Source organism: Lachnospiraceae bacterium oral taxon 096 (assembly GCA_018141845.1).
Lineage (GTDB): Bacteria > Bacillota > Clostridia > Lachnospirales > Lachnospiraceae > F0428.
The window spans coordinates 504840-518739 of the sequence record CP073340.1 but is presented as its reverse complement, the minus strand read 5'-3'; the positions used below and the strand labels follow the sequence as shown (position 1 = coordinate 518739).

Here is a 13900-nt window from a genome sequence, read left to right as displayed (position 1 = left end):
GGAGATGTTAAGAAAGATGTCAGTAGAGGATTTGTTAAAGGAGAAGCTCGGCAAGGGAATTGCTGAGGCTTCAGACAGAGAAATTTATATCGCACTTTTGAACATGACAAAAGAGAAGATGCAGGGAATGGAGCACAATGATGGAAAAAGAAAGCTGTATTATATTTCAGCAGAGTTCCTTATTGGAAAGTTGCTCTCCAACAATTTGATTAATCTTGGACTGTTTGATGAAGTGAGAGAGCTTCTTGCAAAAAATGGTCATGATTTAACTGCCATCGAGGATGTCGAGATGGAGCCTTCACTTGGAAATGGTGGATTGGGTCGTCTTGCTGCTTGTTTCCTTGATTCTATCGCAACTCTTGGGCTCAATGGAGATGGTGTGGGCTTAAATTACCACGACGGATTATTCCTTCAAAAGTTTGTGGATAACAAGCAAAGAGAAGAGAAGAATCCATGGATTACAGAAAATAGCTGGTTGACAAGAACAGATGTAAGCTTTGAGGTTCCATTTAAGGATTTCACTTTGAAATCTACAATGTACGATATTGATGTTACAGGATATCACCAGAGCAAATGCAATAAATTGCACCTTTTTGACCTTGACACCGTAGATGAGTCAATCATTGGCGAGGGTATTCAGTTCAATAAGTATGATATTTTCAAGAACTTGACATTATTCCTCTATCCAGATGACAGTGATGAGGCTGGACATTTATTGAGAATTTACCAGCAGTATTTTATGGTGAGCAATGGTGCACAGCTTATTCTCAAGGAAGCAGAGCAAAGAGGCGTAGATTTACATAAGCTTCATGAGCATGTATGCATTCAGATCAATGATACACACCCAACCATGGTGATCCCAGAGCTGATTCGCATTTTGACACAACAAAAGGGCTTTGATATGGACACAGCAATTGATGTTGTGAGCAAGACTTGTGCATACACCAATCACACCATTTTGGCTGAGGCGTTGGAGAAGTGGCCAATTCACTACTTGGAGAAGGTAGTACCTCAGTTGATGCCAATTATCCGTGAGTTGGATGCAAGAGTAAGAGCAAAGTTCCAGGACGAAAGAGTCTATATTATTGACAATGAGAACCGTGTTCATATGGCTCATATTGATATTCATTATGGATATGCAGTGAATGGTGTAGCCGCTCTTCACACAGACATTTTGAAGGATTCCGAGTTAAAGCCTTTCTATGATATCTATCCAGAGAAGTTTAACAACAAGACCAATGGTATCACCTTCCGCAGATGGTTGTTGCACTGCAACTATGAGTTAGCTGACTATTTGAAGGAACTCATTGGCTCAGGATTTATGGAAGATGCGACAAACTTAGAGAAGTTGTTGGCCTATGAGAATGACGAGAAGGTTCTTCAGAGATTGAGAGAGATCAAGAAGGATGCAAAGATCGAGTTGAAGAAGTACTTGAAGAAGACACAGAATATTGATGTGGATGAGAATTCTGTATTCGATATTCAGATTAAGCGTCTCCATGAGTATAAGAGACAGCAGATGAATGCACTTTATGCAATTTACAAGTATAAGGAAATCAAGAAGGGAAATCTTCCAAAGCGTCCACTCACTATGATTTTTGGAGCGAAGGCTGCACCAGCTTATACCATTGCAAAAGATATTATCCATTTGATTCTCTGCTTACAGCAGTTAGTTGACAATGACCCAGATGTAAGCCCATATATGAAGATTGTTATGGTAGAAAACTATAATGTCACAAAGGCAGAAAAGCTCATTCCAGCTTGCGATATTTCTGAGCAGATTTCTCTCGCATCGAAGGAGGCTTCAGGTACAGGAAATATGAAGTTTATGTTGAATGGAGCATTGACTTTGGGAACAGAGGATGGAGCTAATGTAGAGATTCACGAGTTGGTGGGCGATGACAACATCTATATCTTCGGAAAGAAATCTGAGGATGTCATTAAGCTCTATGAGACAGGTACTTATTGTGCTGCAGACATCTATAAAAATGATCCGATGGTAGAAGATTTGGTAAGCTTTATTGTCGGCAAAGAATTGTTGCGCATTGGAGATGCTGAAAATCTGGTACGCTTGTACAAGGAAATTGTGTACAAGGATTGGTTTATGGCATTGCTTGATGTAAAGGATTATATCAAGGTAAAAGAGCAAATGCTCAGTGACTATGAGGATCAGGACAAGTGGGTAAAGAAAACCCTAGTAAATATTGCGAAAGCTGGTTTCTTCTCTTCTGATAGAACTATTGCAGAATACAATGAGGATATCTGGCATTTATAAGTTTTAATGAGGAGAAAAAAATGAAAAAGACAGGAATTTTAATGCCAGTCTCTGCACTCCCTTCCCGCACGGGAGTGGGAGAGCTGGGAGAAGCCGCATATCAATGGATTGAGATGATGGGGGAAAATGGTGTAAAGATTTGGCAGATTTTGCCTCTAAATCCAGTGGGATATGGAAATTCCCCTTATCAGCCTTATTCCTCATGTGCAGGGGATGAACTCTATATTAGTTTGGACACTTTATATCAAGAGGGATTGCTTGAGAAAGAGCCTGTAGCTTTTAGAGAGGATACAAAATATGTGGATTATGATGCTGTGCGAGCATTTAAGGAGCCATATTTGAGACAGGCCTTTGAGAAGTTCAAGAGTAAAAATGGTCAGGATGATGATGCTTACAAGCAGTTTATGGCACAGGATTGGGTCTACACTTATGGAGTATTTCGTGCATTGAAGGTGGCCAATGAAGGAAGTTGTTGGAATGAATGGAAGATGGAAGATAGGGATTGGCCAAAGACGAGAACATCTCTTCCAGCCACAGTAGAAGAGGAGGCAAAATTTCATTGTTTTCTCCAATATGTATTCTTCTGCCAATGGATGAAGGTGAAGGAAAGGGCCAATGCCGCAGGAATTGAGGTTATGGGAGATGTTCCATTTTATGTGGGACTTGACTCAGTGGATGTCTGGGCAGGAAAGGATAACTTCTTGCTAGATACCGATGCAAGACCTCTGTTTATTGCAGGCGTTCCACCAGATTACTTCAGTGCTACAGGACAAAGATGGGGAAATCCAATCTATGATTGGGACTATATGAAGAAAAAGGAATATCAATTCTGGGTTGATCGAATTGGATATAGTGCAAAATTATTTGACATTATCCGCATCGACCATTTCCGTGCGTTTGATACCTTCTGGAAGATTCCAGCTTCTTGCCCAACAGCTATTGAAGGAGAATGGATTGAGGCTCCTGGATATGAGGTGTTGGATACCCTAAAGGAGAAAATCCCAGGCGTAAATTTGGTGGCTGAAGATTTGGGCGATTTGCGTCCGGAGGTTTTGGAATTAAAGGATCATTATCACTTAAAGGGAATGAAGATCCTTGTATTTTCTATTGAAACCAGTGGAAAGTATGCCCATGACATTGCAAAGAATGAAGAAAACACCATCTTTTATACAGGAACTCATGACAATGACACCTTGATGGAATGGTATCAGGGATTAAATGCCGCTGCAAAAAGAAAGGTTCGCATTTTCTTAAAGAAGCAGGGAATGAAGGACGGAAGTGTGAAGGATCGACTTTTGAGCTATCTGTTGAAGAGAAAGGCAGAGTATGCGATTATTCCAATGGTCGATATCCTAGGCTTGGGAAAAGAAGGACATATGAATACTCCGGGAACAGTGGGAAGTCCAAACTGGGAGTGGCGTATGCCTGACTTTAAAAAAGCAAAAGAAGAGATGGCAAAGTATAAAAGCTTGATGATTTCTAGATAGAAAGTAAATGCATTGGCTTTCACAATAATTTGTGAGAGCCAATGTATTTTTTTTACGTCTGTTTCCGTTTTAGGCGGAAATGGAGAGAAAGATGGAAAAGACATTAGGACAGAAAATAAGAGGATACAGGCTTAAAAGAGGAATGACACAGGAAGAACTGGCAGAAATGGAATAATACCTTATTTTGTAAAGTTTGCTTGCACGGAATTTATTTTGTTAGTCAGGGACGATTATTATATTAACTTACAATAATTGCTGTAAATAAAGAAAATAATTAATTTGTTATCCATTTTATAATCGTTATGACTATAAAATACAATTTAGATTCTGTTAATGACTATTCATCGTTATAAAATGACTAGGCTTTAGTACCATCATCAAATAATATTGTTTGATTTTTAAAAAATATGATGTATAATATACTACATATATTAATTATCTACAAAACTGCCAAATGAAGTAATTTTAGACAAATATATAAATTTAATGTAAAGGAGTAAGAGTATGATTTGGTCACTTATTGTTGGTGGTTTAATAGGTTTCATTGCAGGAGCAATTACTAAAAAGGGTGAAGCAATGGGTATAATTGCTAATATCATTGCAGGTTTATTAGGTTCATCTGTAGGACAGGCGCTGTTTGGCAAATGGGGTCCGACTATGGCAGGAATGGCATTAATTCCTTCTATCTTAGGTGCAGTAATTGTTATTGCTGTTGTATCATTTTTCTTTGGGAAAAAGGAATGAGCTAGCTTTTCTCGAATGATATGATTTGGAAATAAAAATTAATTTCAATGAAAGGAGATATAATTATGTCAATTGAAGAAAAAATCGACCAGGCTAAGGGTGCAGTAAAAGAAGGTGTAGGCAAGTTAACCGGTGACAAAAAGACAGAAAAAGAAGGTGCAGCTGAAAAAGCAGCCGCAAAAGTCAAAGAAGTCGTTGAAGATGTTAAAGATGCTATAGAAGGAACAGTTGACGGTGTTAAGAATATTATAAATAAGGATAAAGAATAATTTTAACATCCGGATGGGATAGTACCAATCAAGGAAGAGTTCTATGTTTGAGCAAATAAAATTAGACTATGATTTTGATTCTTTGGAGCCCCATATTGATACCCTAACCATGGAAACTCATTGTAAAAAGCATCATGCGACTTATACTAAGAATTTTAATGAAGCTGTTGAGAAAGCAGGACTTTCAAATAAGTCTGTAGAGGAAATTCTTTTCTCCCTGTCTTCCGTGTCTGATGAAGCTTTAAGGAATGCTCTGCAGAATAATGGTGGTGGATATTATAACCATAATCTGTATTTTTCTGTTATGGGTCCGACGAAGGACACAAAGCCTACTCCGGCTTTGGAAGAGGCTATAAAGAGAGACTTCGGTTCCTTGGATAAGCTGATAGAGACTTTGCAGAATCTGGCTTTGGGCCAGTTTGGCTCCGGCTGGGCCTTCCTTTCTGCAGATAAAGAAGGGAAGCTCTATGCCACAAAGGCTCCAAACCAGAATAATCCCTTTATGGAAGATGGAAGGCACACTCCTATATTGGGTATTGATGTATGGGAACATGCCTACTATCTCAAATATAAGAACTTAAGAGGGGATTATGTAAAAAATTTCTTTGAAGTTCTGGATTGGGAGAAGGTAAGCAAAAATTACGAAAACCGCAAATAAGGTTCTATAATTAATGTTGGGGTTGGCAATTGCTAATCTCAACATTTTTTATTATTATAAATAAAAAAACCTCCAAGTCCCCAGTTCACCACAACTACACTTGGAGGAGGTGTTCATATGAACGACCTAGCTAAAATTTTAGGCATTGATGAAGCAAAAGTCAATATAAAATCTATAAATGATCATGCAATCTCATTTTATATTCAGACAGATATCAAGCCTCATTCATGTCCTAACTGCAACGCATTGACTTCTAAAGTACATGACTATAGGATTCAAAAGATGAAAGATATTCCTTTGCAGGGTAAATCCTGTTTTTTATTTTTGAAAAAGAGGCGTTATCATTGTTCTCATTGTGGTAAGCACTAGTGTGAAAGAAAGTAGAGGTAAGCCGTAAACCGGCGCACTTAAATAAGCTGTCTTAAGTAGGCAACTTATTTGAGGATATAGATTTAGTAGATTGATCAAGAAGCTAAAGGTTCATCAGGAGGAAGCAGTCCTTCCTTTTGTAAAAGTTTTTTGGCTTGCTTGATAGCCTTAGCCTTCTGTTTTTCAGCTAAAGGTGCAGGCATATCGATTTTGTAAAGATCGCTTGGATTCCATACCTCTCCGGTAGACAGCATCCGGTAGATGGCTATAAGAATCATACGGGCAATGGCAATAACAGCTCTTTTCTTGCCACGGCGTTTAACAAGGGATTCATATTTCGTTTTGTAGTAAGGAGACTTGTCAGATTTCACGGCTGCATGAGCACACTGTACTAATGCAGGTTTGAGGTAGACACCGGCACGTGTAATACGGACAGATTTCTTCTTACCGGCAGATTCATTGTTGCCGGGGGTAAGACCTGCCCAACAACATAAGCGTTTAGAATTACAAAACTGAGACATATCAATACCAATTTCGGAGATGATAGTAATTGCACTATCACGTTTGACACCCGGAATGGTAGTTAGTAACCGAATAGCTTTATCATAATCAGGATCGGAAGAAATCAAAGATTCAATCTGTTTATCTATATCATTGATTTCAGCTGTGATATAATCCATATGTGCGCGAATTAGGCGCATACGATATTTCTGGGCATCAGTCATCTGATATCCTTCGATAGATTCAATCACAGCGTCTTCTTTGGATTTGAGGCTCTTAAGAAGTTTTGAAGAGATTTCTTCATGGTTAATCGTAGTACCTGATTGTTCAAGCAGATAATCGATAATGGATGAGGATGACTTCCCAAAGATATCGGATACAACAGAATCTAATGCGATATTACAAACAGTAAGAGCATTCTGATATCTATTCTTTTCACTTGAACGGCAAGAAACAAGCTTGTAACGATATCTTGTGTATTCTCTAAGAATACGGATCAACCTACAAGGAATGTAGCTGCTTTTCACAAGTCCCAGTCGGAATAAGTCTCCAATCCATTTAGAATCTTTGGTATCGTCCTTGTTACCCTTAACAGCTTTAACCCATTTGGGATTAGCAATGGTAACGTTGATTTGATCTTCGAGAAGATTAAAGACAGGAACCCAGTATTTACCTGTGGATTCCATACAGACATCATGGCATTCATTTTTAAGAAGCCACGATTTAAAGTCTAAAATAGAATTGTTGAAGGTAGAGAATCGCTTCTTTTGATAAGAAGGTTCAATACCGGCGGTAGTTTTGATGATTGTGGCAACAAGAAAAGATTTGTGAACATCGACACCACAACAGGTTTGATAAGTAACTTTCATAGTGTAACTCCTTTCGCAAAAGATAAGAAGCCATTGACTGAACTGCCACACAATAAAACAAAGAGCTTTAACAATTCTTAGTGTACGGATTCATGATACCACTTATTTGTGCTTGAAAAGACAGAACTTACACTGATTTTTATGCTGTCTAAAACAGAGAAAGTTTTTACAACTTTACCTCCCGTGCTTTGTAGTATAGCTTCTTGTTATATATTTTAAATCACAGAGTTGAGATGTAAAACACTTTCATTACTATTTGTGCCGCGGCTTGCCCGCGGAATGGAGATTTTTATGAATCTTATCCCTTTATTGCGAAGTATCTACGTCGGACATCCAGACTTACTCGATGGATTGCTAGCTCATTTTTCGATACCCTGAATATTCAACAGATAGCAAACAGGGCCAATGTTTCATCTCATACCGTTTATCAAGTGCTTTCTACAATTCATCATTCCTCTTCTAACCTTGGAGAAGCCATTTCCATAGATGAATTTAAGGGGAATGTAGGCACTGAAAAATATCAAACGATAGTGGTTGATCCTGTAAAACATAGAGTATTTGATGTACTCTATTCTAGAAAAGGAACTTGTCTGGTCGACTATTTTAAATCGCTTGATCAGTCTAAACGGATGAAAGTCCAATACTTTTCTTGTGGGTTGAAAATCAACCCACCCCAACATTTGACAAAGAACCTTTTTTTATTAGGATTGCTATCTGTACTTGTCATTATAAAGGCGGATAGGATATAATCATTTTACAAGGAATTTAAAGAGACAAGTCAGTCGTTTCATGATGAGAAAGGAGATGCAATGGAGAAGAAAATTGATCTCAATCAGAGTATATTTGCATTGTCAAAAGCGTACCCTGAAGTAGTTGATATTATGTTTGATTTGGGATTTGCAGAAATTAAAAAGCCGGCGATGCTTGCTTCGGTTGGGAAAGTGATGAATATCAAACGAGGATCGAAGATGAAGAATATCCCAATGGATAAAATTATTCGAGCCTTTGTGGAAAAAGGATTTACCGTTGTGGATGGGGAGAATGAGCTGAAGAAACCCTCTACAGTGGAAAAAGAAAGGCTTTCAGGCAATGGAAATACAGAGGAGGAAAAAGAAGACCGCCCAGAAAAATTGAGAAAGCTTTTAGATCGCCTCTCTTTGGGAGAAGATATAGAAAAAGTGCGAGAGGATTTTGTGCGAGATTTTCAAGATGTTGATCCTGCTGAGATTATGAAGGCCGAACAGGGATTGATGGAATCGGGAATGCCACTGTCGAAGGTGCAAAAACTCTGTGATGTTCACTCTGCACTGTTTCACGGTGAGAGCGAGGAAGAAAAAATTGAAAATGCAGAAAAAGCAGTGCAGGCATCGCTAAAAAAGGGAAAAAATTATATCAATGAGAGCAAGGAAGCCAATCAGCTTGTGCAAGAGATTGGACATCCACTCTATACTTTTACCATGGAAAATCAGGCCTTAGAAGCCTACTTACAAAAGACGAAGGGAAGATGGGAAGAAGTTGTTGGGCTAAAAGAGGAGCAAAAAAAGGCTTTGATTGAGGAATTGAGCAGTGAGCTAGATGAACTTCGAAATTTTTCAATCCACTATGCCAAGAAGGGGGATCTTTTATATCCGCTATTAAAGATAAAATATGATATTTCTGGACCATCTCAAGTGATGTGGACGGTGGATGATGAAATTCGAGATACATTGGGAGAACTCAAAAGAGAAATTGGAAATTTGAGTTTTGTAAATCAGGAGTTTGTAGAAAAATATAAAGCGGTTCGCCAGCGCATGGAGGAAATGATTTACAAGGAAGAGAATATTCTGTTTCCAATGTGTGCTCTGCAATTTCAAAAAGAGGAATGGGTACAAATTTATTTTGATTCAAAGGATTATGCCCCTTGTTTTTTGGTAGAAAATCACTTGTGGGATGAGGCAGAAGGAAAGAAAAAAATAGACTCTTTGTCCAATCAAGAAGGAAGTGGAGAAATTGTAATGCCTGGGGGACATCTAAAAAAAGATGAATTGATTGCCTTGCTCAATACTATTCCTGTGGAAATTACTTTTGTGGATAAGGATAATATCAATCGCTTTTTTAATGAGGGACCAAAAGTCTTTAAGAGACCACAAATGGCCATTGATAGAGAGGTATTTTCCTGCCATCCGCCTAAAATTGAGCCGATGGTTCGCTCAATTATTTCTGATTTTCGTGAGGGAAAACAGGATAAACTCCCGATTTGGATGGAAAAGGGTGGTAAGCCATTTTTAGTCACCTACATGGCGGTTCGGGATGAGGAGAATCACTATGTGGGAACATTGGAGGCGGTACAGGACATGGAAGAAATCAAGGAACATTTCAAAGAGTACTTTAAAAAGCATCCAGAAAAATTGTAATTATAGCAATGTAGGGAGAAGCTTCAAGTGATTTGACTTGAAGCTTCTCCCTATTTTTGTAAGGATATGTGATTTATTTATGGATAAAGTCTAGGATTTCTTCCATGTTTTTCTTTCCAAAACTGACCTTATCTTCATTGACTACCATGCAAGGCACACTCATCACATGGTATTTGTCTTTCAAATCTGGAAAATGGTTGATGTCATAAATTTCGGTGCAAACATAAGGACTTAGGGATGCAATCCGCTGTGCAGCAACAACTAGGTCAGGGCACATTGTACAACTGAGAGAAACCAATATTTGCAGAGAGGTTTGGGTTTTGATATTCTCAATTCGAGTTAGTACATCTTCACTGACACTTTGTCCTGGTCCAGATACATTGTAAAGACCTAAGATAAATGAAGTAAATTCATGTCCGCCGGGAACACCGTGGAAGGCAAGACCGCTGTATTCTCCATTTTTATAAATTTCTACGAGAGGGGCTCTTTGTTCATCTTTGATTTCTTCCAAAGTGATCTTATCAGTGAGACGGCTCAATTCTAATAGATAGGAAAGCAATTCATTAGAAAGGGCATCATTCTTTGTGTACACTTTGAGAACAAGAGGAGCTTCCATTTTGCTAAAGACAGTATGGAGCTGACTTAACATATCAGAAGTAAATAGGCTGGAGTCTTGCTTTTTTGCCTGTTCTTCTTTTGCAGGTGAAGGCTTTTCGGGTTGAGAAAAAGTAGGCTTTATGCCTGTCTTTTTTTCCATAGCAGCAACATATTTCTCTAATTCTGTGGCAGCTAGACCAGCATCACCCACAGCAGTGACAACTTGACGAAGTGGTTTAATACACACATCACCTGCAGCATAGATGCCATCGATACTCGTTTTTTGAGTGCGATCAGTGACAATATAACCTCTTTCATCAGTGATATTTAATTCTTTGACAAATGAGGTTGCTGGTTCATATCCTGCAAAGACAAAGACACCAAAACCATGGGTATCTTTAAAAGTAGTCTCTTTACCGTTTTGGTTATTTTTGTAGGTGAGCTTTTCTAAGAAATCTCGCCCTTCTACTTTGACTACTTCTGTATTTGGCAGTACGGTGATTTTCTCGTTTTCATAGACAGGTTGTGCAACGGCCTTGGCACAGGAAAACTCAGATTTTCGCATTAAAATGGTCACATGAGTGGCATATTTTGTGAGAAATACACTTTCTTCTGCGGCTGCAAAACCACCGCCAACGACAAAGACTTCTTTTCCCTTAAAAAATTCGCCATCACAGGTTGCACAATAGGCAACGCCATGACCTTTAAATTCTTTTTCTCCCTCAAAACCAATCATTTTTGGGCTAGCCCCAGTGGCAAGAAGAATGCCAAAACATAAAATCTTGCCCTTTGAGGTGTGAATGGTTTTTATATCTCCATCGACGGATAGAGAATCAACAGTGGCTAGTAAAAATTCAGCACCGAAATTTTGTGCCTGTCTTCGCATCTGTTCGCCGAGTTGGGCACCAGAAATTTGTTCGATACCTGGATAATTGACCACCTCTGCAGTGAGAGAAATCTGACCGCCAAATTTTTCCTTTTCTATGACAAGTACACGATAACATCCTCTAGCCAAATAAATTGCAGCGGTCAGACCGGCTGGACCTCCACCTACAATGACGACATCATACATATTCTCATTCATAGTTTTCCCCTAAATCTTATAACTGTCCGACAAGGTCAAGGCTTGGCTTTAATGTCTCAGCACCTGGTTGCCACTTTGCAGGACAAACCTGATCGCCGTGCTCATGAACAAATTGGCAGGCACGAAGTTTTCTCAAAAGTTCCTCGGCATTTCTTCCCACACCACCAGCATTTACTTCATAGGCAACAATCTTTCCCTCAGGATTAATAATAAAGGATCCTCTTTCTGCCAAGCCATCAGCTTCGATATAGACTTCAAAATCCTTGGACAAAACATGAGTTGGATCGGCGAGCATAGGATATTCAATTTTTGAAATACGATCTGAGTGATCATGCCAAGCCTTGTGAGTGAAATGGGTATCTGTAGAAACAGAGTAGATTTCACAACCTGCGTCCTGAAAATCGGAATAATTCTTTTGCAAATCCTCCAATTCTGTAGGGCAGACAAAGGTAAAGTCAGCAGGATAGAAAAAGAAAACGCTCCATTTTCCTAAGATATCCTTTTTGGACACATCAATAAACTCTCCCCTGTGAAAGCCTTTTACACTAAATTCTTCTACTTCTTTGTTAATTAATGACATAACAATTCCTCCTTATATACATAAAATAAATAATAAATTCATGCGAAATACAAGTGATAGGATAACCTAACTCACTATTGTTATTTTTACCATACTTTTTTTGTATACACAATAAAAATATATATTTTCAGCTAAATAAATAAGAATCATTCTTATTTTTAGCTATTATTACTACATATTGCTTTTTGAAAATGGAGTTGATAGAATGAAAAATAAGGAGAAAAAATAAGGAGAAGTTGAAAAATGAAACAATGTATGGATTCAGAAAACCTTCACAGGAGATTAAAAAAAATAATTGGTCAGGTTCAAGCCATTGATCGAATGATCGATGAGGATGTACCTTGTGAAGATATTTTGTCACAACTAAATGCAGCAAAGTCAGCACTCAATAAATGTGGAAAAGTTGTATTGGAGGGGCACATTCATCACTGCATTAAAGATGCGATTGAAAGTGGAGATGAAGAAAAGATACAAAGTTTTACCAAGGCCATTGAGCGTTTCGCCAATATGCAATAGAAAGTGAAGGATTGACAAGATATACCCATAGGGGTATACTCTTTCTATACCCATAGGGGTATAGAAAGGTGACTTGTAAATGAAAAAATTAGAGGAAATTTTAGAATGGGTTGATTGCCTTGTCGGATGCACTGCGAAGTGATAGTAAACAAGTGATTTCTAGGTTAAATCAACTTGGCGTTGTGCCTGTTTTGCTCACTGGAGATCATACCGCAGCAGCGAATCAAATTGCAGAGGAGGCAGGAATTAAGGAAGTTTATGCCAGTTGTTTGCCAGAAGATAAATTAAAGACCATTGATCACTATCAAAGGAACAATGAACTTGTCTGTATGATTGGAGATGGAATTAATGATGCACCAGCGTTAAAAAAGGCAACGGTGGGCATTGCTATGGGCGGAATTGGAAGTGATATTGCAGTGGATGCCGCAGACATTGCTCTGGTTAATGATGAGGTCAAAGAACTTCCCCATCTGTTTGCTTTGGCTCGACATATATTGTAATAATTATTGCAATAGAGAGCTGAAAAAAGCTTATGAATGGCTAAAAGAAGTAGATAAATTTGCTTTAACAAATGCAATTTATAATATGGATAGTGCTTATCAAAAGTTTTTCAAAGAACATGCAGGTTATCCAAAGTTTAAGAGTAAGCACAGTAATCGTAAATCATATACAACCAATTTTACAAATGGGAATATAACTGTAGATTTTGATAGAGGAAGAATAAAGCTGCCAAAATTAAAAAGGGTAAAAATAAAATTACATAGAAAATTTTCAGGTCGGATAAAAACAGCAACTATATCTAAGGTACCAAGCGGCAAGTACTATGTGTCTGTTCTTGTAGAAACTGAACATAGTCCACTTGTAAAGACAAACGGACAAATAGGATTGGATTTAGGGATAAAAGATTTATGTATCACATCAGATGGGAAGCAATATGAAAATCCGAAGACAATTAAAAAATATGAGAAAAAGCTTACAAGATTACAAAGACAATTAGCAAATAAAACAAAGGGGAGTAGGAACTATCAGAAAAAAAGGAAACAAATAGCACTATGCCATGAGAAAATAGCTAATACAAGAAAAGATTATCTGCATAAGATTTCAAGCGAAATTATAAACGAAAACCAAGTGATAGTTTCGGAAAACTTACAGATAAAAAATATGGTGAAAAATCATAATTTAGCGAAAACTATAAGCGATGTATCGTGGTATGAGCTGACAAGACAACTGGAATATAAGTCAAAATGGAATGGTAGAAATTATATTAAGATAGATACATTTTATGCAAGTAGCCAGCTATGTTTTAGTTGTGGATATAAAAATACAAATGTAAAAGATCTAAAAGTAAGAGATTGGATGTGTCCTTTCTGCAATACAAAACACGATAGAGATATCAATGCGGCAAAAAATATATTGGCAGAAGGATTAAGACAAGTAGTATAAGAAAAAACAATAGGGCAGGGACTGCCCGAATTAACGCCTGTGGAGATAGTAGGTTGCGAGGTCAGCGAAGCAGGAAGCCCATAGGCTTTAGACTATGGGTAGTTCACTTATACAA

At 38.0% G+C, this 13900-nt stretch carries 12 protein-coding genes and 2 pseudogenes; 11 read left to right on the top strand and 3 right to left on the bottom strand.

Translation table 11 applies throughout. The features are described 5' to 3' along the window. The first annotated feature begins 16 nt into the window (after window positions 1–16). From glgP to J5A74_02560, 6 genes and pseudogenes are all read left to right on the top strand, one after another. Complete coding sequence (glgP, locus tag J5A74_02585) at window positions 17–2275, top strand: glycogen/starch/alpha-glucan family phosphorylase (GenBank protein QUI96245.1); 2259 nt, start codon at window positions 17–19, stop codon at window positions 2273–2275. Window positions 2276–2295: 20 nt separating this feature from the next. Beyond that, window positions 2296–3762 (top strand): 4-alpha-glucanotransferase, encoded by a 1467-nt coding sequence (gene malQ, locus J5A74_02580; GenBank protein QUI96244.1) that lies wholly within the window; start codon window positions 2296–2298, stop codon window positions 3760–3762. A 504-nt stretch (window positions 3763–4266) separates the two neighbouring features. Next, window positions 4267–4506, top strand: a complete 240-nt coding sequence (locus J5A74_02575) for a GlsB/YeaQ/YmgE family stress response membrane protein (protein QUI96243.1) — start codon at window positions 4267–4269, stop codon at window positions 4504–4506. 65 nt (window positions 4507–4571) lie between these two features. After that, window positions 4572–4775, top strand: coding sequence for a CsbD family protein (locus J5A74_02570; GenBank protein QUI96242.1), 204 nt, complete (start codon window positions 4572–4574; stop codon window positions 4773–4775). Between the two features lie 43 nt (window positions 4776–4818). Continuing rightward, window positions 4819–5433, top strand: a complete 615-nt coding sequence (locus tag J5A74_02565) for a superoxide dismutase (protein ID QUI96241.1) — start codon at window positions 4819–4821, stop codon at window positions 5431–5433. A gap of 117 nt (window positions 5434–5550) precedes the next feature. Further along, window positions 5551–5799: pseudogene (locus J5A74_02560) on the top strand (transposase family protein). Between the two features lie 98 nt (window positions 5800–5897). On the opposite strand, the gene J5A74_02555 reads toward J5A74_02560, so the two are convergent. Then, window positions 5898–7172, bottom strand: a complete 1275-nt coding sequence (locus tag J5A74_02555; protein QUI96240.1) for an IS110 family transposase — start codon at window positions 7170–7172, stop codon at window positions 5898–5900. 431 nt (window positions 7173–7603) lie between these two features. On the opposite strand from J5A74_02555, the gene J5A74_02550 reads away from it, so the two are divergent. Further along, window positions 7604–7921 carry a transposase gene (locus tag J5A74_02550; protein QUI96239.1) on the top strand — a complete coding sequence of 106 codons (318 nt, stop codon included), beginning with the start codon at window positions 7604–7606 and terminating at the stop codon, window positions 7919–7921. Window positions 7922–7981: 60 nt separating this feature from the next. Beyond that, complete coding sequence (locus tag J5A74_02545) at window positions 7982–9565, top strand: DUF438 domain-containing protein (protein QUI96238.1); 1584 nt, start codon at window positions 7982–7984, stop codon at window positions 9563–9565. Window positions 9566–9638: 73 nt separating this feature from the next. On the opposite strand, the gene J5A74_02540 is transcribed toward J5A74_02545, so the two are convergent. Further along, window positions 9639–11246: an FAD-dependent oxidoreductase gene (locus tag J5A74_02540; GenBank protein ID QUI96237.1), complete on the bottom strand. Its 1608-nt coding sequence runs from the start codon at window positions 11244–11246 to the stop codon at window positions 9639–9641. A 16-nt stretch (window positions 11247–11262) separates the two neighbouring features. Next, window positions 11263–11826: a peroxiredoxin gene (gene ahpC / locus J5A74_02535; protein ID QUI96236.1), complete on the bottom strand. Its 564-nt coding sequence runs from the start codon at window positions 11824–11826 to the stop codon at window positions 11263–11265. Between the two features lie 243 nt (window positions 11827–12069). Here ahpC and J5A74_02530 point away from each other — a divergent pair, with 243 nt between their 5' ends. From J5A74_02530 to tnpB, 3 genes and pseudogenes are all read left to right on the top strand, one after another. Continuing rightward, window positions 12070–12342 carry a metal-sensing transcriptional repressor gene (locus J5A74_02530; protein ID QUI96235.1) on the top strand — a complete coding sequence of 91 codons (273 nt, stop codon included), beginning with the start codon at window positions 12070–12072 and terminating at the stop codon, window positions 12340–12342. A gap of 110 nt (window positions 12343–12452) precedes the next feature. Next, window positions 12453–12842: an HAD-IC family P-type ATPase gene (locus J5A74_02525; protein QUI96234.1), complete on the top strand. Its 390-nt coding sequence runs from the start codon at window positions 12453–12455 to the stop codon at window positions 12840–12842. After that, a pseudogene (gene tnpB / locus J5A74_02520) lies at window positions 12838–13785 on the top strand (IS200/IS605 family element transposase accessory protein TnpB). Before J5A74_02525 ends, tnpB begins: the two are co-directional and overlap by 5 nt. The last annotated feature ends 115 nt before the right edge of the window (window positions 13786–13900 follow it).